Origin of the sequence: Methylobacterium sp. ARG-1 (genome assembly GCF_001262595.1) — a bacterium.
GTDB lineage: Bacteria > Pseudomonadota > Alphaproteobacteria > Rhizobiales > Beijerinckiaceae > Methylobacterium > Methylobacterium brachiatum.
This window is the reverse complement of sequence record NZ_LHCD01000023.1, coordinates 19,251-43,424: the sequence shown is the minus strand read 5'-3', so window position 1 is coordinate 43,424 and position 24,174 is coordinate 19,251. Positions and strand designations below refer to the sequence as shown.

The following is a 24,174-nucleotide window of genomic DNA, read 5'->3' as shown; positions in this document are numbered from 1 at the left end:
GAAGCGTAACGGCTTCCGTCGAGGGCCGACGCTCAGTCTGACCAGCGATCCTCCGGTGCCGGCGGGAGGCCGTCCGGCCGGTTCATGAAGCGATCGAAGGCAGCCTGATCGGCGCGTCCACCGCGTTCAGCCAGGAACGCACCGGACTTCATCGCCGAAAGCTTCTCGGCCACGGCGGTCGCGACGAATTGGTCCAGCGTCGTGCCGCCTTCGCGCGCGATCCGCTCGGCCGCGTCGGTCAACGCGTGTGGGAGATGCACCGTGACGCCGCCATCCATGACTCATCAGCTCCTTCTCAGGATGTCGCCCAGACTGGCGACCGCGATCCCGAAGACATCGAGAACGGCTCCGAAATCCGCCTTGTTGAACGTGACGATCGCGTCGGCACGCCCGTTCACCGCCGCTTCGAGCACCATCTCGTCCGCCGGATCCCGCAGGCGGGGACGCCAGAGACAATGGATCGCAACGGGCTTGGCGAACAGGGCCAGCACGTCGAGGACGTTGACGACATCCGCCGCCGAGATCCGCGCCGCCTGCAGATGCTCGGGCCGCAGGGCGACGGCCTCGTATTCCAGGAGGAGCGGGACGCTGAGCAGCATCCGGATCTCGCCGGCCCGGATCCGGCGCAGCAGCGCGGCCGACCCGCCCGACGGGCTGCGCAACGCCGCCACGATGATGTTGGTGTCGAGAACCAGGCGCATGAACGGGGCCGCGTCGGTGCGGCCCTCAGGCTAGCGCCGGATATCGGCACCGGCACGAGGCGCCAGGTCTTTGCTGCGTCTTGTTTTTTCCGCAAGCCGGAAACCACCCTCCGGGACGATGCTCGCGCTCAGAGCGCCCCTTCCCGCACCGCCCCGGGATCGGCCAGGGCGTGGAGGATGCGGGCAGCGCTGTGGGCGAAGCGGAGGGTGACGGCCTTGCGGCGGGGGCCGCTGAGCGGGTGCTCGGGGGCCTCGCGCAGGATGCCAGCGCCGTAGCCGTCGGCGACGATCAGGCCGCATTCCTCCGGGATCAGGGATTCGGGCACGTCCTCGGGGATGGCGAAGAAGAACCGGTCGCAGAAGTCCCTGTAATCAGGCCACTTTCGGTCGGCGCGGAAATCCGCGACGCTCGACTTGATCTCCACGATGGTGAGCCGGCCGGCGCCGCACAGGGCGATCACGTCGGCCCGGCGGCCGTTGACCAGGGAGAATTCCGGCAGGGTGACACAGCCCATCTCTGAGAACAGGCGGCGCACGCCGCGCTGGATCCGCAGGGCGGTGGGCGATTGCCGCCGGTCGGGGGGCAGGATCATGGCGTCCGCCGGGAGGGCGGGGAGGCCGAGGGAAGCGGGCATGCGGGGCCGGGATGCGCCTGTGTCGAATCGGGACATCCTGCCGAATCGTGCCGCGCCCGTCACCTGCGGCGCGGCATCGCCCCCGGATCGCGGCGAAAACAACCCGTTCAAATCAAGGGTTTAGTCCCAAAAAAACCTGGATCGCGGCGAGCCCGTCGGTGAGGGCGGCGGGGCCCGGCTGGAGGATCAGGGGCGCCTTGATCTCGTGGATCCGGCCGTCGCGCACCGCCGGGATCGCGTCCCAGCCAGGACGGGCGCGGATGCGGTCGATATTGACCTTCTTGCCGCACCAGGAGGCGAGGATCACCTCGGGGGCGGCGGCGATCACCTGCTCTGGGGTGACGATCCGGTCCTTCGCGGCCGGCTGGCGACCGAGCTCGGGGAAGACGTCCCGGCCCCCGGCATAGCCGATCAACTCGGAGACCCAGCCGATTCCGGAGATCATCGGCGCGTCCCACTCTTCGAAATACACGCGCGGGCTGGGCCGTCCCTTCGCAGACTCGGCCGCCGCCTGCAGCGTCGCTGCGAAGGATTGCGCCAGCGCCTCGGCCCGCTCCGGGACCCCGACCAGGGCCCCCAGGGTGCGGACCATCGCCAGGCAGCCGGCAACATCCCTCTGGTTGAACAGGTGGACGGCGATACCCGCGCGGGCCAGGTCGGCGACGATCCCGGCCTGGAGGTCGGAAAACGCCAGGACGAGGTCCGGCGCCAGCGCCAGGATCTTGGGGAGGTCGGCGCTGGTGAAGGCCGAGACCCGGGGCTTCTCCCGGCGAACCCGGGGCGGGCGCACCGCGTAGCCCGAGACGCCGACGATCCGGTCCTCCTCACCCAGGAGGTACAGGGTCTCGACGGTCTCCTCGGTGAGGCAGACGATGCGCTCCGGCGGGAAGCGGCGCATCAGCGGGCCGTCCGGATCACCGGTCGAGCCAGGTGAGCAGCCCGGCCCCGGGGGCGAGCAGCACGAAGGCCCAGACCAGGGCCGAGCCGACATTGGCCAGCTGGAACGGCAGCCGCGCCAGGCCGAGGGTGCCGGCGAGCAGCGGCACCAGGGCCCGGGCCGGCCCGAAGAAGCGTCCCAGCGCCACCGCGGCGATGCCCCAGCGGCCGATGAAGGCCTCCGCCTTGGCGACGAGGTCGGGATAGCGCCGCAGGGGCCACTTGGTGCGGGCGCCCGGCCCGACCCAGCGCCCGACCTCGTAGGAGAGCCAATCCCCCAGGGAAGCGCCGAGCGCGGCCGCGCCGATCACCGGCCAGAGCGGGATGTCGGCCCCCCCGACCAGGGCGCCGATGCCGACCAGGATCACGGTGGCCGGCACGAACAGCGACAGGATCGCGATCGACTCGCAGAAGGCGAGCCCCCCGGCGATCAGCGGGGTCCAGACCTTGTGCGCCTCGACGAAGGCGAGGGTCGAGGTGCGCAGGGCTTCGATGTCCATCGGGCTCGGGGGGCGGCGGGGCGACCCGCCCCATCTGAGGTGGGGACGGGCGGGGGACAAGGGTTTTGGGTGATTGAACTTGGCTTAGGAGTAGGGGCGGGAGCACCAGCCTATGAACCTAACATATTGATTAATCGCCCTTTGCGATTGTTCTTGCTACCGACGGCAAATCCAGAGCCGGCGTTGCAGGGGTCGGCAACCCGCCAGTTTGTTCATCATTTGTTCGCGTGCTATAGATAACTCCCTAAGGAGCCTGCAGCAGTTTTGTCACAGCGGTTAAGCTTCCTGCTCAATCCGGCCACGCCATGGATGGACAACTTAAACGCGATTTGCACTCTTCGCTGTCTGTGAAGGAGGAGTACAAATGGCTCAAGCCGAGGACGTGCCGATGAGCCGGCAGGAGTTCTCGGTTGCTTACGACGGCCCCTCTCGTGCGGACGACCACTCTATTGATGTCCGGAACTTGGCGCCAGCGCTGCTGGCATTTGGCCGACTGCTGCGCGAAGCTAATACAGAGTTTAATGGCAAAAAATCCACAACTAAAGTTTTAGTTGTCTCAGATTTTGAGCACAAATGCTTTAACATAAATTTTGAACTGATCGTTGGATTTTACGATCAAATCAAGCAATTGCTCGGGCTGGATCAAGTAAAAACCGCGAAAGAAATACTTGAATGGATCGGCCTTCTGAAAGGTCCGCTGTATGGAGTTGGGCTTGCCACAGGCTACATAAGTTTTTTGAAATATCTAGATTGGAAAAAAGGCCAAGATATTATAGAAGAAACAGTCGAATCTGACCCACGCGGAATTACAAAAGTTACAATAAAAGGCAACGGCAATAGCGTTTGCCTGACACCAGAAATATATAGCCTATCAAAAAATCCAAAGGCGCTTCGTGCAACTCAGGATGCTTTCTTGCCACTAGGGCATGATGGATTTGAGACAAGGCGTGTTTCTGGGGATGAAGAGGATACGCCGGAAGATTTTACACCCGAAGAGGTTGCCAATATCGCCGCGTCTTGTGTGAAGGGAATAGAAGAAAGCAAAGAGGTCAACGAGCCAGACGTTGAAGAAACACCCGCATGGCTAAGCGTTTATTCGCCAGTATACGATGCAAGCGCAACAAACTGGCGGTTTCGACTTGGGCTGGAAACCATACACGCAGACATTACCGAGACAACAATTGCACAAGATGCACTGGAAAGGGGCGGCGCATTATCAGGCGATACGTACCAAGTTGTGCTGGAAATAACCACACATTATGACTCCGACAATAATCCTAAACAACCAACTTACAAAATTAAAAAGGTTATGCGCTTCGTTCCCGCGCGCACTACTAGGCAAACGGATTTATTTAATCCCGATGGCGCCTGACAAGATATCGATAAATTAATTTTTCAAATTTACCGCTAGATATGCAGGCTATGTCTTAAACCGAGCTCTAGGACAATGTCGCCCGCAGCGGCGGTTCTCCCCCGCGATCCGAGAATCACCGGCATTGAACACCCTGTCGATCTAGTCCGACGTCGACTATGGCCCACTCGGCAACGCCGCTTCGATGGTCCCGATGCAGCGGCGCGGGGTCGAGGTCTGGCCGGTCCACATCGTCCCGTTCTCAAACCATCACGACTGACGCCCGGTCGTCGACGCGGAAACAATCAGCGCCACGGTCCGGGACATCGGCGGGCGCGGACGGTGCGGCACCGGGAGCGTCGCGCTGGCGGCCTCTCCGGCCTCGGCCCCACCACGCAGCACGCCCCCATCCCATCCCCGCTGCGCAGACCAACTTCGGAACGGAACCGTCGCGCGTCGCATTGCTGGCTCCACATTCGGGAGCTTGCCGTGAGACCCACCCTTCTCGTCCTCCTCGGGCTGTCGCTCCTGGCCGTCCCGCAGCACGTCCGGGCGCAGGCTGGGGCCGGTGAGGCGTATACGACCCTGGAGGCGGACGCGCCCCGCCCGGGGCCGCCGCCGCCGCTGCCGGACCTGTCCGATCCGAACGGGCGGGCGGGCGAGGCCCTCAACGAGCCCGGCGAGCGCTCCGGCATCCCCAAGACGCTGCGGTCCTCCGGCTCCAAGGCGGGCGGTCCGGCCAACGACCTCAACCCGAGCGGGCAGGCGGAGGCGCCGGCGCCGCCCAAGGGCGATCTCGGCAAGGTCGCGGCCGGGCAGGACCTGTTCCACGGCAATTACTGCGGCAAGGGCCAGCGCGGCGCAGGCCTGCCCCCGGTCGACGCCCTCGACGCCGCCTGCATGCGCCACGACGCCTGCTACGACACCGCCGGCTACAGCTCCTGCGCCTGCGACGCGACCCTGCGGCGGGAGGCCGGGGCCGTCTCGGACGCGCCGGATGCCTCGCTGGAGACGCGGCGCCGGGCGCTGAGCGTCACGCAGGCCACGGTGGCCATGAGCTGCCGCGCGCCCTGATCGTCTCACGGATTCCCGCGGGGCGCCGGGCCGCCTGTCGGCCTCAAGCCGAACCCCGATGGGGCAGGACCGGCGGATGCGGGCCGTCGGCCCAGGGCCCCAGCATCCGCCCTGAACCGCGCCCCCGCGCTTGCGCCCGCGCCCCGGATCGCCGACAGCAACGGCTCTCCCACGGAACCGGGAATCACCCGCGTTGAACGTCCTGTCGATCCAGTCCCACGTCGCCTACGGCCATGTCGGCAACGCGGCGGCGGTGTTCCCGATGCAGCGGCTCGGGGTCGAGGTCTGGCCGGTCCACACGGTGCAGTTCTCCAACCACACCGGCTACGGGGCGTGGCGCGGCCCGGTCTTCGAGGCTGCGATGATCCGCGACGTGGTGCGGGGCATCGGCGAGCGCGGGGTGTTCCCCGCCTGCGACGCGGTGCTGTCGGGCTATATGGGCTCGGCCGAGATCGGGGCCGCGATCCTGGAGGCGGTGGATTCCGTGCGGGCGGCCAACCCGCAGGCGCTCTATTGCTGCGACCCGGTGATCGGCGACGTCGCGGAGGGCGTCTACGTGCGGCCGGGGATCGAGGCCTTTTTGCGCGAGCGCGCCGTGCCGGCGGCCGACATCCTCACCCCCAACCAGTTCGAGCTCGGCCTGCTCACCGGCCTGCCGAGCCGCACCCTGGAAGAGGCCGGGGCGGCGATCGCGGCGCTGCAGGCCCGGGGCCCCCGGGTGGTGCTGGTCACCTCGGCGCTCTGCGCGGACACCCCGGCCGACAGCCTCGACCTTCTGGCCGGGGCGGGGGGCCGGGTGTTCCGGGTCCGCACCCCGCGGCTCGCCATCGCGGTGAACGGGGCGGGCGACTGCATCGCGGCCCTGTTCCTGGTCCACTACGCCCGCACCGGCTCGGCCGAGGCGGCCTTGGGCGCCGCCGCCGCCTCGGTCTACGGCCTTCTGAAGCGCACCGCCGCAGCCGGCGCCCGGGAGATCCTCACCGTGGCCGCGCAGGAGGAGTACGTGAATCCGAGCGAGGTTTTTGCCGTCGAGGCGGTGTGAGGGGCGGAGCGCCCTTCCAACCCAATCGCCCTCATCCTGAGATGCCGGAGCGCAGCGGAGGCCTCGCAGGAGGGCTCCAGCCGGCCGCGCGATCCCTGGAGGGCTCCTGCGAGGCCCACTGACGCGGGCACCTCAGGATGAGGGGATTGGGTGGGCGGGGCGTCGCGCAGGGCAGGGCACTCCGGCCTGGGAAGCGGTGCCGCACTCGGCTAGGCTTCCCGCACCGCGCCGCCCGACCTCGGGTCGATCGGTCGGCGGCACAGCGTAGCAAAGCGGGAGCCTCGGCCGCCAGACGGCCGGGCGCGCGCGACTTGAGGACCGACACGATGGCGCGCCGCTTCGTCACCCTCGACGTGTTCACCGACCAAAAACTCGCCGGCAACCCGCTGGCCGTGGTGCTCGACTCGGAGGGGCTCGACACGGCCGCGATGCAGGCGATCGCCGGGGAGTTCAACCTGTCCGAGACGGTGTTCGTGCTGCCGCCGAGCGAGGCCCGCCACCGGGCGCGGCTGCGGATCTTCACGCCCCTGCACGAGCTGCCCTTCGCCGGCCATCCCACCGTGGGCGCGGCCGTGCTGCTGGCTTTGGAGGGGCCGTCCCAGGGGGATGCCCGGGCCTTCGGCCTGGAGGAGCGGATCGGGATCGTGCCCTGCGTGGTCGAGCCCTTCTCCGACGGCAGCGGCGGGCGGGCGCGGTTCAAGCTGCCGGCCCTGCCGGAATTCCTGGGCGACGGGCCGGATCCGGCGGTGCTGGCGCCGCTCCTCGGGCTGGAGCCCGGCGATATCGGCACCGGCCGGCACGTCCCGAGCCGCCACGGGGTCGGCCCGAGCTTCACCTGCGTGCCCATCGCCACGGTGGCGGCGCTGGACGCCGCAAAACCCGCCCAGGGGCCCGAGGCCGCGGACGGGCTCTACCTCTACGCCCCCGATCCCGAGGCCGCCGGCCAGAGCTGGCGGGTGCGGATGTTCGCGCCGCATCTCGGCGTCCGGGAGGATCCGGCCACCGGCTCGGCGGCCGCCGCCTTCGCGGGGGTGCTGATGCAGTTCGAGACCCTGGGGGAGGGCACCCACGACGTGGCGATCCGCCAGGGCGAGGCCATGGGCCGGCCGAGCGATATCGCGCTCCAGCTCACTCTGGACTCCGGCGCCCTGCGCTCGGTGGAGATCGGCGGCGCCGCCGTGATCGTGTCGGACGGGACCTTGCGTGTCTGAGGGCTTCCGGATCACCCGGCTCGCCGGCGTCACGGCCCGGCGCGTGGATTACGACTGGCCGTTTCCCCGGGACAACGCGGCAGCGATCGCCGACCATTGGCAAGCGCGGCTCGCCCGCAGCCCCGGAATGTTCGACGGCACCGTGCTGCTCGGCTGCGCCTGCGCGGTCGAGGCCGGGATCGCCCGGGTCGACCTGTTTCCGACGAGTTATTCCAGCTTCATCGCCTACCGGGATTGGGGGCGGGCGGAGGGTGGCGTGGTCAACGCCTTCGCGGCGATCGTGCCCTGGAGCGCCGACGGCGCCGTGCTGCTCGGCGAGATGGGCGCCCACACGGCCAATGCCGGCCAGCTCTACTTCCCCTGCGGCACCCCGGACCTCGACGACGTGCGCGGCGACGCGGTCGACCTCGCCGGCAGCGCCGCCCGGGAACTCGCCGAGGAGACCGGCCTCACCCTGCCGGAGGGCGCCGCGACGGAGTGGGCGATGCTGGCCGGGGCGGGGCAGTTGGCCTTCCTGCGCCCGGTGCTCTTCCCGGAGCCGGCGGAGGCTCTGTGCGCGCGGATCGCGGCCCATCACCGCCGGGAGGCCGAGCCGGAGCTTGCCGGGATCCACGTGGCGCGCGGGCCCGGCGGTCCCGAGGCAGCGCGGATGCCGGGCTTCGTGCGGGCGTATCTGACGGATGCTTTCGGGGGTTAGGCTACCGAAGGCCGGCAACGAGGCCGATCTTCTCGCGGGGGCCGAGCGCGCAAAACACCATCACCCGAAGCGCACCCAATACGGATCACCGTTTCCTTGTCCGCGCAGGTCGCTTCCCTAGACTTGGCCGCTCCGCTGGACCGCGCGCGCGCGACGCCGGGCAACACGACAGGCCCCATGCCCCTCCGCTCCCAAGCCCCCCGGCTCACCCGCCGGCGCGCGGCCGCCGGGCTCGCCGCCGCCCTCGCGCTGTCCGCCGTCCCGTCGCGCGCGGCCGAGCCGGTGGTGCTGCGGGTCGGCGACCAGAAGGGCGGCAATCGCTCGCTGCTCGAGATCTCCGGCTACGGGGCGGACCTGCCCTACACCATCGCGTGGTCGGAATTTCCCGCCGCCGCGCCGATCCTGGAGGCGCTCAATGCCGGCGCCCTCGATGTCGGCTATACCGGTGACCTGTCGCTGCTCACCGCCTACGCGGCCGGCGCCCCGATCAAGGCGATCGGCGGCACCAGGTCGGACCCGCGGAGCCAGGCGATCCTGGTGCGGCAGGATTCGCCGATCCGCTCGGCCGCCGACCTCAAGGGCAAGCGCCTGGCCGGCACCCGCGGCGGCTGGGGCCAGTTCCTGATCGACGCGACCCTGGAGACGGCGGGGATCAAGCTGGAGGACGCCACCTTCGCAGCCCTCAACCCCGTGGACGCCAAGGTCGCCCTGGTCTCCGGCTCGGTGGATGCCTGGGCGGTGTGGGAGCCCTACGTCTCCTTCGCGACCCTGAAGGACAAGGCCCGGGTGATCGCCGACGGCGAGGGCCTGACGCCAACCATCACCGTCATCGTCGCCTCCGACAGCGCCATCGCCACCAAGCGCGCCGCCGTGCAGGACCTGCTGGAACGCCTGAACAAGGCCCGGCTGTGGTCCCTCGACCATCTCGACAGCTACGCCAGGAGCACCGCCGCGCTGACCCGGATGCCCGAGGATGTGCTGCGCGCGGCCTATGACGCCCAGCAATCCAGCCCGATCGGGATCGATGACGGGGTGGTAGCGGAGATCCAGGCGGCGTCTGATCGCGCCACGCGCTACGGCATCCTGGGCAAGCGGCTCGACGTGAGCCGGGTGCTCGACCGCAGCTTCACCGCGCCGGCCCCGAACGCGAACTGAGGCGGGCCCCGCCGGCCCCGAAATCGCACCGCAAAAATTCGCCCGCGCCGACGGGAGCTTCGCTGTGCCCGGGACGTTTGCGTTGCAGTCCGGATCACCGGCCGAGGCGCCCTGCGGCGCGCCGGCCGGCGTTCCGGGCTGCCAGCACCGGAGCTCCCATGGCCGACCCGACCCGTTCGACAAGCTCGTCCCGCGCGACCCGCACGCGCATCCAGGAAGGCCAACCCTATCCGCTCGGCGCCACCTGGGACGGGCTGGGCGTCAACTTCGCCTTGTTCTCGGCCCACGCCACCAAGGTCGAACTCTGCCTGTTCGACGACCAGGGTGAGCAGGAGATCGAGCGGATCGAGCTGCCCGAATACACCGACGAGATCTGGCACGGCTACCTGCCGGATGCCCGCCCGGGCACGATCTACGGCTACCGGGTCCACGGCCCCTACGAGCCGACGGCCGGCCACCGGTTCAACCCCAACAAGCTGCTGATCGACCCCTACGCCAAGGGACTGGTGGGCTCGATCACCTGGAACCCGGCCCTGTTCGGCTACAAGATGGAATCGGGCGACGACCTGACCTTCGACGACCGCGACAGCGCGCCGTTCAACCGCCGCTCGCGGGTGATCGACCCGGCCTTCACCTGGGGCCGGCACCGCAAGCCCAACGTGCCGTGGGAGAAGACGATCTTCTACGAGGCCCACGTGAAGGGCATGACCAAGCTCGACCCGCGGGTGCCGGAGAAGCTGCGCGGCACCTATGCCGGGCTGGGCACCCCGGACGTGCTCGACTACATCAAGAGCCTCGGCGTCACCTCGGTGGAGCTGCTGCCGGTGCATTCCTTCGTGCAGGACGATTACCTGCAGCAGAAGAACCTGGTGAATTACTGGGGCTACAACACGATCTCGTTCTTCACCCCCGCCCGGCGCTACGCGGCGGTGCCGGACTTCGCCTTCTCCGAGTTCAAGGAGATGGTCTCCCGCTTCCACGGCGCCGGCCTCGAGGTGATCCTCGACGTGGTCTACAACCACACCGCCGAGGGCAACGAAAAGGGCCCGACCCTGTCGTTCAAGGGCGTCGACAACGCCTCCTACTACCGGCTGATGCCGGGCGAGCCGCGCTACTACATCAACGACACCGGCACCGGGAACACCTTCAACCTGTCGCATCCGCGGGTGCTGCAGCTGGTGACCGATAGCTTGCGCTACTGGGCCACCGAGATGAAGGTCGACGGCTTCCGGTTCGACCTCGCCACGATCCTCGGCCGCGAGCCCTACGGGTTCGACGAGGGCGGCGGCTTCCTCGACACCTGCCGGCAGGACCCGGTGCTCAACGGCGTCAAGCTGATCGCCGAGCCGTGGGATTGCGGCCCCGGCGGCTATCAGGTCGGCGGCTTCCCGCCCGGCTGGGCCGAGTGGAACGACCGGTTCCGCGACGACGTGCGCGCCTATTGGCGGGGCGATCCCGGCCTGCTCCCGGACCTCGCCGCGCGGGTCTCGGGCTCGGCCGACAAGTTCAACAAGCGCGGCCGCAAGCCCTGGGCCTCGGTGAACTTCCTCACCGCCCATGACGGCTTCACCCTGCACGACACGGTTGCCTACAACGAGAAGCACAACGAGGCGAACGGCGAGGGCAACCGCGACGGCCACTCGCACAACCTCTCGTACAATTACGGGGTCGAGGGCCCGACCGACGATCCCGAGATCCAAGCGGTGCGCCTGCGCCAGATGCGCAACATGCTGGCGACCCTGTTCTTGTCCCGCGGCACGCCAATGCTGCTGGCCGGCGACGAGTTCGCCCGCACCCAGGGCGGCAACAACAACGCCTATTGCCAGGACAACGAGGTCTCCTGGCTCGACTGGGGGGCAATCGGCGACGCGCAGCGGGACCTGGCCGAGTTCACCCAGCGCCTGATCATCCTGCGCAACGCCCTGCCGATCCTCAGCCGCGGACGCTTCCTCACCGGCCAGTACGACGAGGAATTCGGGGTCAAGGACGTCACTTGGCTGCGCCCGGACGGCGGCGAAATGGCCAGCGAGAACTGGTCCGAAGGGGGGGCGAAGGCCTTCGCAGTCCAGCTTGACGGCCGCGCCCAGGCCACCGGCCTGCATCGCCGCGGCGGCGACGCGACGCTGCTGATCATGTTCAACGCCCACCACGACCTGGTGACGTTCACCCTGCCCGAATCGCCCAACGGCATCGCCTGGACCCGGCTGCTCGACACCAATCTGCCCGACAGCCAGGACGTGGAGAGCTTCAAGTTCGGCACCGGCTACGACGTGACCGGGCGCTCATTGCTGATGTTCGTGCTCAAGCCCGAGGACACCCCGGGCGACGACGCTACCGAGATGGAGCGCTCTTACCAGCACGTGATGCAGGCCTACGAGCGCGCCAACGTGGAGAGCGTGCACTTCCACCTCGACCCCGAGGCGTAAAACGCCTGGGCGGGACGGTTTTCGTCCCGCCCGCGCCCCGCCGCCTTGCGCCCAGCGGCGCACCCGGCTAACAGCACCCCACCGCGCGGCCCTGGTCGCGCCCGGCGCCTCGCGCCCGGGCGCCCTGTCCGCGGCCGGAGGGGTGGCCGAGTGGTTGAAGGCGCACGCCTGGAAAGTGTGTATACGGGAAACCGTATCGCGGGTTCGAATCCCGCTCCCTCCGCCATATGACCCGCCAAAAATCGAACCCGATCAGCAGGTTGGCGAAGCCCATCCCGGTCCTGCTCGTCACGGGACCGACAACCCGCCCGGAGGGGATGCGCGGGCGGCGCTCGGGGGTGTCGGTGACATCCTCGAACGTGGGAGGATGCATTGGTCTACATTCTGATCATCATGCTGGCCGGATCCGGCTCCGCGATCGGGTCTGTGGAGTTCAACACCAAGGACGCCTGCGAGACGGCGGCCAAGGCGATCGCCAAGGCCGGCCGCCCGTACGCTGGCGCCTCCGCGATCACCGTGTGCGTGGCCAAGGGCTAGGCGCGCGGCATAGGCGCCCAGTCGGCTAGCGCCGCATGCATTCGAACAGCGCAAGCCTGCCTGTTCTTTGCATTTGACCTTCGCGCATAAGTGGTATTTACCACCGTTAATCTACAACTTGCACTCATAATAACCTGTGAAGTGTTCTGTCCGATCGAGGCGCTTCCATGAACTTCGTCAGCCGAGACCCGTCCGGAACCCTGGCCGGTGCGCTGGCGGCGCAGATCGACGCGAACGGCTACGCCGTGATCGAGGATTACGTCGCGCCGGATGAGTTGCGCGGCGCACAAGCCTTCGCCGCCGATGCGATCGCGGCCAATGGCGGCGAGTATGTCGGGTTCACCGGGACCGAGCGTCTCGGCGGGACGTTCCTGGCCGACCTGCCCGAGGATCCGGATTTCGTGGCCCTGTGCCGGGGCATCTACGCGCGGGCGGTGGGCAAGCCCGCGCCGGAGGTCGGGTTCTACCAGATCCTGCGCTGCCTCTCAGGCCGCGGCGCCCGGGCGCATTCGATGCGCTTCCACTACGATTCTTACGTCCTGACGGCGCTGATCCCGATCGTGGTGCCCGAGCGCGGCAGTCCCGGACGGCTGATCATCCTCCCCAGCACCCGCGGCCTCCGCCGGACCTATCTCGGCAACCTCGTCGACAAGCTGCTGGTCGACAACCGGCTCTCGCAGGCGCTCTTGAACGCAGCCTATCGGCGGGGGAGCCGGCGCATGATCCGGCTCTCGCTCAAGCCCGGAAACCTGTATTTCTTCTGGGGCTACCGCTCGCTGCACACCAACGAGCCGTGCGATGCCGACGCGATCCGCGCCACTGCGCTGCTGCACTACGCCGACCCGCACGCGGACAGCCGGGTCAAGCGGGCGCTGCGCCGGCGCTGACGCCCCGGCCCGGGGTCACGCCGCCGCGATCCGCGTCGTGGTGACCTCCCAATCCGTCCCCCAATCCTGCACGACGTGGCCCGGGGAGACTTCCCGGTAGAGGCGCTCCGGGGGGACGTAGTCCGGCGCGCGGATCGGGCTGCGGATCTCGTCGTCCGGCAGGGCGTGCCGGTCCCGGCGGCGGGCCGGGTCGGGGACCGGGACGGCGGCGAGCAGCTTCTTCGTGTAGGGATGCTGCGGGTCGCCGAACACGGCGGCCCGCGGGCCGATCTCCACGATCTCGCCGAGATACATCACCGCCACCCGGTGGCTCACCCGCTCGACCACGGCCATGTCGTGGGAGATGAACAGGTAGGCGAGCCCCATCTCGGCCTGCAGGTCGAGCATCAGGTTGACCACCTGCGCCTTCACCGAGACGTCGAGCGCCGAGACCGCCTCGTCGGCGACGATCAGGCGGGGACGCAGGGCCAGCGCCCGGGCGATGCAGATCCGCTGGCGCTGGCCGCCGGAGAATTCGTGCGGGAACCGTCCGGCGGCCTCGGCCGGCAGCCCGACCCGGGTCAGCAGCGCCTCGGCCCGCTCCCGCGCCTCGCGAGCGGTGGCGAGGCGGTTGATCAGCAGGGGCTCGGCCACCGCGGCGCCGACGCTCATGCGCGGGTCGAGGCTGGCGAACGGGTCCTGGAAGATCATCTGCATCCGCTGGCGGCGCGTGCGCAGGGTTTTGGCGTCAAGGCCGGCGATGTCCTCGCCGTCGAGCAGGACCGAGCCGGAGAGGGGATCGACCAGGCGCAGGATCGAGCGGCCGGTGGTGGACTTGCCGCAGCCGGATTCGCCCACCAGCGCCAGGGTCTCGCCGGCCGCGAGGCTGAACGAGACCCGCTCCACCGCGTGGACCCGGCCGCTCACCCGGCCGAACAGGCCGGAGTGGATCTCGAACCGGGTGGTCAGGTCCCGCACCTCCAGGACCGGACGCTCGGCGGCCCGGACGGTGTCGGGGGTCTCAGGGGTGGGCTCGGCGACGCCGGTGGCGCGGTCGATCACGGGAAAGCGCATCGGCCGGGCCCGGCCCGCCATGGCGCCGAGCCGCGGCACGGCGGCGAGCAGGGCCCGGGTGTAGGGATCCTCGGGCGCGGAGAAGATCCGGGCGGTGGGGCCGGCCTCCACGGCGCGGCCGCGATACATCACCACCGTGCGGTCGGCGATCTCGGCGACCACGCCCATGTCGTGGGTGATGAACAGGACCGACATGCCCTCCTCGTCCTGGAGGCTCTTGATCAGGTCGAGGATCTGGGCCTGGATCGTCACGTCGAGCGCCGTGGTCGGCTCGTCGGCGATCAGCAGCTTGGGCCGGCAGGCCAGCGCCATGGCGATCATCACCCGCTGGCGCATGCCCCCCGAGAACAGGTGCGGGTATTGATGGATCCGCGACCGGGCGCCCGGGATCCGGACCTTGTCGAGCAGCCGGACCACCTCGGCCTCGGCGGCAGAGCGAGACAGGCCCCGGTGCCGGATCAGCGCCTCGGCGATCTGGAAGCCGACGGTCAGGACCGGGTTCAGGGAGGTCATCGGCTCCTGGAAGATCATGGCGATGGAATCGCCCCGGACCCGGCGCATCTCGGCCTCGGAGGCGGCGAGCAGTTCCCGGCCCTCGAAGCGCACGCTGCCGCCGATGCGGCTCGCGTCCCGGGCGAGGAGCCGCATGATCGACATGGCGCTGACGCTCTTGCCCGAGCCGGATTCGCCCACCAGCGCCACGGTCTCCCGGGGGCCGATGTCGAACGAGACGCCGTGCACGACCTCGCGCCAGCGCCCGTCGGAGCGGAAGGCGGCGGTGAGGTCGCGCACCGACAGGATCGGATCCGTCACGGGGGTCACTCCTGATCAGTCCGGTTTTCGTGCAGCGACGAACCTCCGACCCTCCACCTCATCCTGAGGTGCCGAAGCGCAGCGGAGGCCTCGAAGGAGCCCTCCAGGGATCGCGCGGCTGGCTGGAGGCCTCCTTCGAGGCCCAGCGATCTGTGATCGCCGGGCACCTCAGGATGAGGGGGTCGGGTGGGAGATCCCGAAGCGGGCCGCACCACTTCAGAGAACCCGCCGCGGGTCGAGGGCGTCGCGCAGGCCGTCGCCGATGAAGTTGATCGACAGAACCGTCAGGAAGATCGCGCCGCCGGGGAACAAAGCCCAGTGGGGGGCGACGTCGAGATGGTCCTTGGCGTCGAACAGCAGCCGGCCCCAGGTCGGGATGTCCGGGGGGAAGCCGAGGCCCAGGAACGAGAGGGTCGATTCCGCGATGATCGCCGCCGAGACCTCGATCGAGGCGGCCACGATCACCGGCCCGAGCGCGTTCGGCAGGATGTGGCGGCGCACGAGGTGCCCGGTGGTGGCGCCCTGCGAGCGCGCCGCCTCCACGAACTCCTTCTCGCGCAGGGTCAGGAACTGCGCCCGCACCAGCCGGGCGACCGGCATCCAGCGTAAGCCCCCGATCACCGCGACGATCATGAGGAAGACGCCGCCCTGGACCCCGAACACGGCCTTCAGGCTGTCGCGGAACAGGTAGATCACCAGCAGCAGCAAGGGCAGCTGCGGCAGGGACAGGAACAGGTCGGTCAGCCACATCAGCGCCGGGTCGAGCATCCGGCGCGACATGCCGGCGAGCGCCCCGACGACGACCCCGATCAGGCTCGCTACCGCCATGGCGGCGAAGCCCACCGCCAGCGAGATCCGGCCGCCATAGATCATCCGGGCGAGCAGGTCCTGGCCGAGATCGTCGGTGCCGAACGGGTGCGCCCAGGACGGCCCCTGGAGCTGCGCCGAGAAGTCGATGTCGTCGATGGCGAGCGGCCAGATCAGGCCGCCGAACAGCACGCCGCCGACCAGCACCGCCAGCACGGCGACGCTCGCCAGCGCCAGCCGGTGCCGGCGGAACCGCCGCCAGGTCTCCCGCCCGGGCGAGGCCGGGGCGCGGGCGAGGGGAGGCGCCTCAACGGAGGGCGATGCGAGGGTCGAGCCAGCCATAGAGCAGGTCCGCGACGAGGTTGAACAGGACGACGAGGCCGGCGAACACGAAGGTCACGGCCATCACCACCGGGGTGTCGTTGGCCAGCATCGCGTCGATCAGCAGGGAGCCGATACCGGGGATCCGGAAGATCTGCTCGGTGACGATGGCGCCGCCGAACACCGCCGGGATCTGGAGGGCGACGAGCGTCACCACCGGGATCAGGGCGTTGCGGGCGATGTGCCGGCGGGTGACCGTGCCCTCGGTGAGCCCCTTGGCCCGGGCGGTGGTGACGTAGTCGAGGCGGGCGACGTCCAGCGCCGAGGCGCGCACGTAGCGGGTGTAGGAGGCGGCCTGGAAAAAGCCCAGCACCGCCACCGGCATGATCGCCTGGCGGATGTTCTCCCAGGCCCAGGCCAGGCCGGTGCCGGGCAGGTCAGCCTGGTAGACGAAGGGCAGCCAGCCGAGCTTGATCGAGAACAGCAGGATGAACAGCAGGCCGGTGAAGAAGGTCGGCAGCGAGAAGCCGACGAAGGCCAGGGTGTTGGCGACCTGGTCGGCCAGCGAGTAGGGCCGGCGGGCGGCGTAGAGGCCGACCGGGACCGCCACCAGCAGCGCCAGGATCTGCGAGGAGCCGACCACGAACAGGGTCGTGGGCAGCCGCTGCAGGATCAGCGTGTCGACGTTGACCCGGCTGGCGAAGGAGAACCCCCAATCCCCGTGCAGCATCGCCCAGAGCCAGCGCAGGTAGCGGGTGAAGATCGGGTCATCGAGGCCGAACTTCAGCCGCAGGGCCGCGCGCACCTCCGGGGGCACGTTCGGGTTGGCGGCGAGCTCGCCGAACGGATCGCCCGGCGCGAGCGCCAGGACGACGAACAGGATCAGGCTGATCCCGAGCAGGCTCGGGATCGCGATCAGCAGCCTGCGCAGGATGTAGGCGCCCATGGTGCGCGACTCCCGCTCAGGCCTCCCGGCTCCATTCGGGCAGGAACGACAGGTCGTTGTCCCAGCCGCTGCGCGGCGCCACCAGCTTGGCGGACACACCCGAGACCTCGGCCCGGTGGATCAGCGGCAGGATGTTCTCCGAGACTGCGAGGTCGTTGGCCCTGATCAGCAGGGCGGCGCGCTTGACCGGGTCGAGCTCGGACTGGGCGGCGTTGTAGGCCGCGTCGTACTCGGCGTTGCGCCAGCGGGCGATGTTGCGGCCCTGCCACTTGTTCTCCTTGGTGGCGGCCTCCCAGGAGACGTACTGGAGCAGCCAGATCGACGGATCGGCCTGGGTCATGCTGAACGCGTACATCTCCATGTCCGCGTAGAAATGCGGGAACGTGTCCGGGTTGGCGGTATCGGAGGAGAAGAACACCGAGCCGGTGATCGATTTCAGCTCGATCTCGATGCCGGCCTTGGCGGCGGCCTGCTTGATGATCGCCTGGGTCTTCTGGCGCGGGGCGTTGATCGAGGTCTGGAACAGCAGCTTCAGGCGCTTGCCGTCCTTGGCCCGGATGCCGTCGGAGCCCTTCGCCCAGCCGGCCTCGTCGAGGAGCGCGTTGGCCTTGGCCGGATCGAACGCGAAGCTCGTGTTCTTCGAGACGAAGCGCTCCGGGCCGTTCACCGAATTGGCCGTGGCCCGGCCGGTGCGGCCGTAGATGTAGTCTTGGATCGACTTGCGATCGACCAGCAGGCTCATCGCCCGGCAAACCTTCGGGTCGGAGAAGGCCGGGTGCTTGGTCTTGAGCGAGGAGCGCTCGCCGTCGACCTCGACGTTCGGGTCCGTGGTGTTGAGCAGCAGGAATTCGAGCTTGCCGCCGTAGACGACGTCGACCCGGCCCTTGCCGCCGGTCTCCAGGCGCTTGAGCACCTCGTCCTCGACGAGCAGGTTCCAGGCGTAGTCGTACTCGCCGGTCTGGAGCACGGCCCGGGCCGCCGAGACGGCGTCGCCGCCGCCCTTCATCTCGATGCTGTCGAAATACGGCCGGTTCGGCAGGTGGTAGGTTGGGTTGCGCTCGCCGCGGACGATGTCGCCGGGCCGGAATTCGAGGAACCGGTACGGGCCGGTGCCCACGGGCGCGAGGTTCTGGGGCGCCTCCCGGGACTTGGCGCCCGTATAGGCGGCGAACAGGTGCTTGGGCAGGATCATGCCCACGGTGCCCACGAAGGCATCACTCCAGTACGGCGTCGGCTTGTCGAACAGGATCCGTACGCTGAGGTCGTCGATCTTCTCGACCTTGCAATCCTTGTAGGAGCCGATCGTCACAGCCGCGGTGGCCGGGTCGCGGGCATACGCCCAGGTGAAGACGAGGTCGTCGGCCGTGAGCGGCTTGCCATCGTGCCACACCACACCGGGCTTGATCTTCCAGACCACCGAGCGGCCGTCGGCGGCCAGCCCGCCATTCTCCTTGGACGGGATCTCGGCGGCGAGCACCGGCACGAGGTTGCCGTCCGCGTCCCAGGCCGCCAGCGGCTCGTAGAAGATCCGCGAGGCCTCCTGGTCCTTGGTGCCGATGGCGAAATGCGGATTGATCAGGGTCGGCGCCTGCCACCAGAGCAGGCGCAGCGCGCCGCCGCCACCGGCCTTGGTCGGCTTGTAGGCGGCCCGGAGATCGGCGGCCATCGCCACCCCGTTCTCGGCCAGCATCAGCCCGGCCAGCGGCGCGGAGAGCCCGACCGCCAGCATCCGCTGCACGAAGCCGCGCCGTGACAGGTCCCCGGACTTCACCCGCCCGATGAGCCCGCGCAGATCCCGCTCGTCCATGCATAGATCCCTGATTGTCGCCGCGACCCGCACAGCATCCTTGTGGGTGCGGCTTTCGCAAGGCTCTTGGCAAGGGGCGCGCCAGTTACGCTTGGGGCGAAACGTCGTCGCCGGGGCTCGGCAGCTTGGCCCCGGGCCTGCATGACGGCGCATGACACGCAGGGCGCCGCACCCCTTATGGTGGTGCGCCCCCCTCGCGGCTCTCCCGGAGACGACCTGATGGACAACCGCAACACCGTGTGGCGTCACGTGGACGCACAGAAGGAGCGGCTGATCGCCCTCTCGGAGCGCGTCTGGGGCATGCCGGAGGTCTGCTACACGGAAACGCGCTCCTGCGCCCAGCACGCGGCGGAGCTGCGCCACCAGGGCTTCCGCGTCACCGAGCAGGTCGCCGGCATCCCCACCGCGGTGATGGGCGAGGCCGGGGAGGGTGGTCCGGTCATCGCCTTCCTGGGCGAGTACGACGCGCTGCCGGGCCTGTCGCAGGAGGCGGGCGTCGCCGAGCACCGGCCGGTGGAGGCCGGCGGCCACGGCCATGGCTGCGGCCACAACCTGCTCGGGGCGGCGGCTTTGCTGGCCGCCACCGCCGTGAAGGACTGGCTCGCCGAGACCGGCACGCCCGGCCGCGTGCGCTATTACGGCTGCCCGGCTGAGGAGGGCGGGGCCGCCAAGGCGTTCCTAGTCCGGGCGGGCGCCTTCGCGGATGCCGACATCGCGATCTCCTGGCACCCGAGCAGCTTCTGGGAGGTGGCGCCCCCGGTGGCGCTCGCCAACACCCGGGCGGACTTCATCTTCACCGGCCGGACCGCCCATGCGGCGGCCGGGCCGCATCTCGGCCGCTCGGCGCTGGACGCGGTGGAGCTGATGAGCGTCGGCGTGAACTACATGCGCGAGCACATGCCCTCCGACGCCCGGGTGCACTACGCCTATCTCGACGCCGGCGGCATCGCCCCCAACGTCGTCCAGGCGAGCGCGAAGGTGCGCTACTCGATCCGGGCGCGGGACCTGCCGGGGATGCTCGCCCTGGTCGAGCGGGTGAAGAAGGTGGCCGAGGGCGCCGCGCTCATGACCGAGACCAGCGTCGAGGTGCAGATCGTCAGCGCCGTGTCGAACCTCCTGGGCAACGATCCGCTGGAGCGGGCGCTCCACGGGGTCATGGAGGAGCTCGGCCCCCCGCATTTCGACGCGGCCGACCGGGCCTTCGCCACTGAGATCCGGTCCACGCTCAGCGACGGCGACATCGATGCCGTGTTTCGCGCCATCGGGCTGCCGCGCACCGAGGCGCCGCTCGCCGATTTCCTGGTGCCGCTCGACGCCCCGCGCAACCCGGCGGTGGGCTCCACCGATGTCGGCGACGTGAGCTGGGTGGTGCCGACCGTCCAGGCCCACGCACCGACGGTGGCGGTGGGCACGCCGTTCCACACCTGGCAGGTGGTCGCCCAGGGGCGCAGCCCGGCCGCCCACAAGGCGATGGTCCAGGTCGCCAAGGCGATGGCCGCCACCGGTGCCCTGGCGCTCACCGATCCGGCCCTGCGCGAGGCCGCCAAGGCCGACCTCGCCCGCCGGGTCGGCGCCGCCGGCTACGTCTCGCCGCTCCCCCCGGAGGTGGAGCCGCCGCTGCGGATGTCGGTGGGGTGAGGGCGGTCGCCGGGCACGCGTGGGCGTTTCCCTCTCCCAGCGCGGGCGACCGGATCCATAGGATTCCGGATGCAGCGCGGGTCCCCTCTCCCGTGCGGGAGAGGGGGCTTGTCGCGCCTTGCACACGCCGATGTGTCAACATCGTCATGTCCGGGGGCGGGTGGCGGCGGACGATATGCCCCCGCATACCGAAACCCGCCGCGAGCGGGTATGACCCCGTCCGGGCGGCACGCGCCCCGCACGGCATCACCGATGGACGTCACCCCTTCCGAAACGACCTGCCTGGCCATCGTCGGCCTCGGTTATGTCGGGCTCCCCCTCGCCCTGGCCTTCGGGCAGGGCCTGCGCACGATCGGCTACGAGCACGCCCCCGCCAAGGTCGCGGCCTACCGAGACGGGATCGACCCGGCCGGGGAGATCGAGCCGGCCGCGTTCCGGGCCGCGACCCATCTGGCGATCACCGACGACCCGACCGCCCTGTCGGAGGCCGACGTGATCATCGTCACGGTGCCGACCCCGGTGGACGACGCCCAGAGCCCGGATTTCAGCCTGCTCACCGAGGCCTCGGCGCTTGTCGGGCGGCACATGCGGCGTGGGGCGATCGTGGTGTTCGAATCCACGGTCTATCCCGGCGCCACCGAGGAGGTCTGCATCCCCGTGCTGGAGCAGCATTCCGGCCTGCGCTGGAAGGCAGAGTTCTGGGTCGGCTACTCGCCCGAGCGGATCAATCCCGGCGACCGGGAGCACAGCCTCGCCAAGGTCGTGAAGATCGTGGCCGGCGACACCCCGCAGACCCTGGAACGGCTCACCGCGCTCTACGGGACGATCATCGAGGCCGGGATCCACGCGACCTCGTCGATCCGGGTCGCGGAGGCCGCCAAGGTCATCGAGAACACCCAGCGCGACCTGAACATCGCGCTGATGAACGAGCTGTCGCAGATCTTCGACAAGCTCGACCTCGACACCCTGGAGGTGCTGCGGGCCGCCGGCACCAAGTGGAATTTCCTGCCGTTCCGCCCGGGGCTGGTCGGCGGCCACTGCATCGGGGTCGACCCCTATTACCTGACCCACAAGGCCGCGATGGTCGGCCACCACCCGCAGGTGATCCTGGCCGGGCGGCGGATCAACGACAGCATGGCCGCCCATGTCGCCCGCAAGACCATCAAGCTGATCGTCCGGCAGAGGGCACACGAGGGCGGCAGCGCCTGGGGTGCGAAGGTCATCGTGCTCGGCCTGACCTTCAAGGAGAATTGCGCCGACCTGCGCAATTCCAAGGTCGCCGACCTGGTCCGGGAGCTGGCCGAGTTCGGCTGCGCCGTCTCGGTCCACGATCCCCGCGCCCGCAAGGACGAGGCCCGGGCCGAGTACGGCATCGATCTGGTCGACTGGGCCGACCTGCCCGATCGGGTCGACGCCGTGGTCGTGGCGGTGCCGCACCAAGACTATGCCGCGCTGACCCCGGCGGAGATCGCCGCCCGGCTCAGGCCCGGGGGCCTGATCGTGGACGTGAAGTCGCTCTACGATCCGGACGCGTTCCGGGCGCTGGGGCACACGGTCTGGCGGCTCTGACAGAGCCCTTCCGCAAGGCCACCGGCTCAGCGATGATGCAGCTTACCGTTGACGGACTCGCTGCGCTCTCACCGTCATCGTGAGCGCAGCGAAGCAACCCAGGGCAGCGCGCGATCCCAGACCGTCGCGTGGTCGCAGGGTCGCTTCGCTGCGCTCACGATGACGGCGCGGGTCGATAGGCCGAGCCCGTCAGCAGGACATCGTATGGTACGGCGGGAGTGGCGGGCATGCACCAGACCAATGACGGCCAAGGGACGCCACCATCGGACGCGCCGGGGCCGGACTTCGCTGCCCGGCACGCGCGCTATCCCGAGGCGCAGATCCGCAAGATCCTGAACGACACGCGCACGATCGCGCTGGTCGGCGCCTCCGCGAACCCGGCCCGCCCGAGCTGGATCGTGCTGAAATACCTGATCGACCGGGGCTACGCGGTCACCCCGGTCAATCCGGGGCTCGCCGGGCAGGACCTGCTCGGGCGGCGGGTGGTGGCCTCCCTCGCCGACATCCCGGAGCCGATCGACATGGTCGAGATCTTCCGCAATTCCGCCGCCGCGGGCCCGCTCGTGGACGAGGCGCTCGCCCTCGATCCGCTGCCCAAGGTGATCTGGATGCAGCTCGGCGTGCGCGAGGACGCGGCGGCCGCCCGGGCCGAGGCGCGGGGGCTTACGGTGATCATGAACCGCTGCCCGAAGATCGAGTACGGCCGGCTCTCGGGGGAGATCGGCTGGACGGGGGTGAATTCGCGCATCCTCAGCGCGAAGAAGCCGGTGCTGGCCGGCCGGGGCGTCCAGCGGCTCACCATCGCCGAGCGGGGCAAGCGCCCGGACTGACCGACGCGGTATCATGATACCGCAACCGCTAAACCTCTCGGATAGAATGCGTTTTCAAGATTTCGATTTTTCCGGTTGACGTTCCGGGCGCACCCGGCTATCCACCGGCCGTCGCCGCCGCGTGCCCCCCACGCGGCGGCTCGTTTTTCGGCACCCCGATGCTGTCGGCGCCCCGATCCGTCGGTGCCCGTCGCGTCGGAACCCTGGGATCTCGCCATGAAGACCACCTCGCTGAAACCCGCCGAGGTCGACAAGAAGTGGATCGTGATCGACGCGGAGGGCCTCGTCGTCGGCCGTCTCGCCTCGATCGTCGCCATGCGCCTGCGCGGCAAGCACAAGGCCGCCTACACGCCCCACGTCGATTGCGGTGACCACGTCATTGTCGTCAACGCGGACAAGGTGAAGTTCACCGGCCGCAAGTACGTCCAGAAGCGCTACTACTACCACACCGGCTACCCGGGCGGTATCAAGGAGCGTACGGCCAAGTTCATCCTCGAAGGGCGCTTCCCCGAGCGCGTCGTCGAGAAGGCCGTCGAGCGCATGCTGCCCCGCGGCCCGCTCTTCCGGCAGATCCTCGGCAACCTCCGCGTCTACAAGGGCGCCGAGCACCCGCACGTCGCCCAGCAGCCGCAGGCGCTCGACGTCGGCGCCCTCAACCGCAAGAACGTGAGCGCTTGATCATGGCGACCCTGCAGTCCCTCGCCGACCTCAACCGGGCGAATACCGGCGCGGTCGACCCCGCCAACGAGGCCCCCGTCCACGTCCAGAAGCTGGACGCCCAGGGCCGCGCCTACGCCACCGGCAAGCGCAAGGACGCGGTCGCCCGCGTCTGGATCAAGCCCGGCAAGGGCACGGTCACGATCAACAAGCGCCCGGTCGAGGTCTACTTCGCCCGTCCGGTGCTGCGCATGATCCTGCGCCAGCCGCTGGAGATCGCCAACCGCGTCGACCAGTACGACATCAACGTCACGGTCGCCGGCGGCGGTCTCTCGGGTCAGGCCGGCGCCGTGCGCCACGGCCTCTCGAAGGCGCTGACCTACTACGAGCCGGAGCTGCGCGCCCCGCTCAAGCGTGAGGGCTTCCTCACCCGCGACGCCCGCGTCGTCGAGCGCAAGAAGTACGGCCGCAAGAAGGCGCGCCGCAGCTTCCAGTTCTCGAAGCGCTGATCCGCGGCTTCATCGACGGTTCGGAGACGGGCGGTTCCTGCGGGAGCCGCCCTTTTTCGTTCGCGGCCGGTC

At 69.4% G+C, this 24,174-nt stretch carries 23 protein-coding genes, 1 tRNA gene and 1 pseudogene; 16 read left to right on the top strand and 9 right to left on the bottom strand.

Annotated elements, in window-relative coordinates:
- Nucleotides 1-32 precede the first annotated feature (32 nt).
- The 5 genes from AKJ13_RS19835 to AKJ13_RS19815 all read right to left on the bottom strand — a co-directional run bounded on the left by AKJ13_RS19835 (nucleotide 33) and on the right by AKJ13_RS19815 (nucleotide 2,772).
- On the bottom strand, nucleotides 33-278 hold the full coding sequence (locus AKJ13_RS19835) for a hypothetical protein (RefSeq protein ID WP_050734914.1): 246 nt from the start codon (nucleotides 276-278) through the stop codon (nucleotides 33-35).
- Nucleotides 279-284: 6 nt separating this feature from the next.
- Complete coding sequence (locus AKJ13_RS19830) at nucleotides 285-701, bottom strand: putative toxin-antitoxin system toxin component, PIN family (RefSeq protein WP_050734913.1); 417 nt, start codon at nucleotides 699-701, stop codon at nucleotides 285-287.
- A gap of 128 nt (nucleotides 702-829) precedes the next feature.
- Nucleotides 830-1,336 carry an MmcB family DNA repair protein gene (locus tag AKJ13_RS19825; RefSeq protein ID WP_050734912.1) on the bottom strand — a complete coding sequence of 169 codons (507 nt, stop codon included), beginning with the start codon at nucleotides 1,334-1,336 and terminating at the stop codon, nucleotides 830-832.
- Between the two features lie 112 nt (nucleotides 1,337-1,448).
- Nucleotides 1,449-2,234, bottom strand: a complete 786-nt coding sequence (locus AKJ13_RS19820; protein WP_050734911.1) for a cobalamin-binding protein — start codon at nucleotides 2,232-2,234, stop codon at nucleotides 1,449-1,451.
- A gap of 16 nt (nucleotides 2,235-2,250) precedes the next feature.
- Nucleotides 2,251-2,772: a DedA family protein gene (locus AKJ13_RS19815; RefSeq protein WP_050734910.1), complete on the bottom strand. Its 522-nt coding sequence runs from the start codon at nucleotides 2,770-2,772 to the stop codon at nucleotides 2,251-2,253.
- Between the two features lie 364 nt (nucleotides 2,773-3,136).
- Between AKJ13_RS19815 and AKJ13_RS31455 the strand changes: the two genes are divergently transcribed.
- The 11 genes and pseudogenes from AKJ13_RS31455 (at nucleotide 3,137) to AKJ13_RS19775 (ending at nucleotide 13,152) form a co-directional block, all read left to right on the top strand.
- A complete protein-coding gene (locus AKJ13_RS31455; RefSeq protein ID WP_144426313.1) occupies nucleotides 3,137-4,144 on the top strand; it encodes a hypothetical protein in 1,008 nt (335 codons plus the stop codon).
- Nucleotides 4,145-4,268: 124 nt separating this feature from the next.
- Nucleotides 4,269-4,394: pseudogene (locus tag AKJ13_RS32730) on the top strand (pyridoxal kinase); the annotation flags it as partial.
- A 218-nt stretch (nucleotides 4,395-4,612) separates the two neighbouring features.
- Complete coding sequence (locus tag AKJ13_RS19810) at nucleotides 4,613-5,197, top strand: hypothetical protein (protein WP_050734909.1); 585 nt, start codon at nucleotides 4,613-4,615, stop codon at nucleotides 5,195-5,197.
- 193 nt (nucleotides 5,198-5,390) lie between these two features.
- Nucleotides 5,391-6,239: a pyridoxal kinase PdxY gene (gene pdxY / locus AKJ13_RS19805; protein ID WP_050734908.1), complete on the top strand. Its 849-nt coding sequence runs from the start codon at nucleotides 5,391-5,393 to the stop codon at nucleotides 6,237-6,239.
- A gap of 326 nt (nucleotides 6,240-6,565) precedes the next feature.
- The gene (locus tag AKJ13_RS19800; protein ID WP_050734907.1) at nucleotides 6,566-7,450 is read left to right on the top strand and encodes a PhzF family phenazine biosynthesis protein; all 885 of its coding nucleotides are present in this window, start codon (nucleotides 6,566-6,568) and stop codon (nucleotides 7,448-7,450) included.
- A complete protein-coding gene (locus AKJ13_RS19795; RefSeq protein ID WP_050734906.1) occupies nucleotides 7,443-8,147 on the top strand; it encodes an NUDIX hydrolase in 705 nt (234 codons plus the stop codon). Before AKJ13_RS19800 ends, AKJ13_RS19795 begins: the two co-directional genes overlap by 8 nt.
- 177 nt (nucleotides 8,148-8,324) lie before the next feature.
- Nucleotides 8,325-9,302 (top strand): ABC transporter substrate-binding protein, encoded by a 978-nt coding sequence (locus AKJ13_RS19790; RefSeq protein WP_050734905.1) that lies wholly within the window; start codon nucleotides 8,325-8,327, stop codon nucleotides 9,300-9,302.
- Nucleotides 9,303-9,460: 158 nt separating this feature from the next.
- Nucleotides 9,461-11,728: a glycogen debranching protein GlgX gene (gene glgX, locus AKJ13_RS19785; RefSeq protein ID WP_050734904.1), complete on the top strand. Its 2,268-nt coding sequence runs from the start codon at nucleotides 9,461-9,463 to the stop codon at nucleotides 11,726-11,728.
- Between the two features lie 136 nt (nucleotides 11,729-11,864).
- Nucleotides 11,865-11,954, top strand: a tRNA-Ser gene (locus AKJ13_RS19780).
- Nucleotides 11,955-12,100: 146 nt separating this feature from the next.
- Nucleotides 12,101-12,265 carry a hypothetical protein gene (locus AKJ13_RS32305; protein WP_200905665.1) on the top strand — a complete coding sequence of 55 codons (165 nt, stop codon included), beginning with the start codon at nucleotides 12,101-12,103 and terminating at the stop codon, nucleotides 12,263-12,265.
- Nucleotides 12,266-12,432: 167 nt separating this feature from the next.
- Complete coding sequence (locus AKJ13_RS19775; RefSeq protein ID WP_050734903.1) at nucleotides 12,433-13,152, top strand: hypothetical protein; 720 nt, start codon at nucleotides 12,433-12,435, stop codon at nucleotides 13,150-13,152.
- A gap of 15 nt (nucleotides 13,153-13,167) precedes the next feature.
- On the opposite strand, the gene AKJ13_RS19770 is transcribed toward AKJ13_RS19775, so the two are convergent.
- The 4 genes from AKJ13_RS19770 to AKJ13_RS19755 all read right to left on the bottom strand — a co-directional run bounded on the left by AKJ13_RS19770 (nucleotide 13,168) and on the right by AKJ13_RS19755 (nucleotide 18,899).
- Entirely contained in the window at nucleotides 13,168-15,018 is a 1,851-nt protein-coding gene (locus AKJ13_RS19770) for an ABC transporter ATP-binding protein (protein WP_050734950.1), read from the bottom strand.
- A gap of 216 nt (nucleotides 15,019-15,234) precedes the next feature.
- Nucleotides 15,235-16,167, bottom strand: a complete 933-nt coding sequence (locus tag AKJ13_RS19765) for an ABC transporter permease (RefSeq protein WP_050734902.1) — start codon at nucleotides 16,165-16,167, stop codon at nucleotides 15,235-15,237.
- Nucleotides 16,133-17,092, bottom strand: coding sequence for an ABC transporter permease (locus AKJ13_RS19760; protein WP_050734901.1), 960 nt, complete (start codon nucleotides 17,090-17,092; stop codon nucleotides 16,133-16,135). Before AKJ13_RS19760 ends, AKJ13_RS19765 begins: the two co-directional genes overlap by 35 nt.
- Nucleotides 17,093-17,108: 16 nt before the next feature.
- Nucleotides 17,109-18,899: a peptide ABC transporter substrate-binding protein gene (locus AKJ13_RS19755; RefSeq protein WP_050734900.1), complete on the bottom strand. Its 1,791-nt coding sequence runs from the start codon at nucleotides 18,897-18,899 to the stop codon at nucleotides 17,109-17,111.
- A 219-nt stretch (nucleotides 18,900-19,118) separates the two neighbouring features.
- Here AKJ13_RS19755 and AKJ13_RS19750 point away from each other — a divergent pair, with 219 nt between their 5' ends.
- From AKJ13_RS19750 to rpsI, 5 genes are all read left to right on the top strand, one after another.
- Nucleotides 19,119-20,537, top strand: coding sequence for a M20 family metallopeptidase (locus tag AKJ13_RS19750; protein WP_050734899.1), 1,419 nt, complete (start codon nucleotides 19,119-19,121; stop codon nucleotides 20,535-20,537).
- A gap of 252 nt (nucleotides 20,538-20,789) precedes the next feature.
- Nucleotides 20,790-22,106, top strand: coding sequence for a nucleotide sugar dehydrogenase (locus tag AKJ13_RS19745; protein WP_050734898.1), 1,317 nt, complete (start codon nucleotides 20,790-20,792; stop codon nucleotides 22,104-22,106).
- A gap of 227 nt (nucleotides 22,107-22,333) precedes the next feature.
- A complete protein-coding gene (locus AKJ13_RS19740) occupies nucleotides 22,334-22,936 on the top strand; it encodes a CoA-binding protein (RefSeq protein ID WP_050734897.1) in 603 nt (200 codons plus the stop codon).
- Between the two features lie 216 nt (nucleotides 22,937-23,152).
- Nucleotides 23,153-23,614, top strand: coding sequence for a 50S ribosomal protein L13 (rplM, locus tag AKJ13_RS19735; RefSeq protein WP_007565855.1), 462 nt, complete (start codon nucleotides 23,153-23,155; stop codon nucleotides 23,612-23,614).
- Nucleotides 23,615-23,616: 2 nt separating this feature from the next.
- Nucleotides 23,617-24,102: a 30S ribosomal protein S9 gene (gene rpsI / locus AKJ13_RS19730; protein WP_007565853.1), complete on the top strand. Its 486-nt coding sequence runs from the start codon at nucleotides 23,617-23,619 to the stop codon at nucleotides 24,100-24,102.
- The last annotated feature ends 72 nt before the right edge of the window (nucleotides 24,103-24,174 follow it).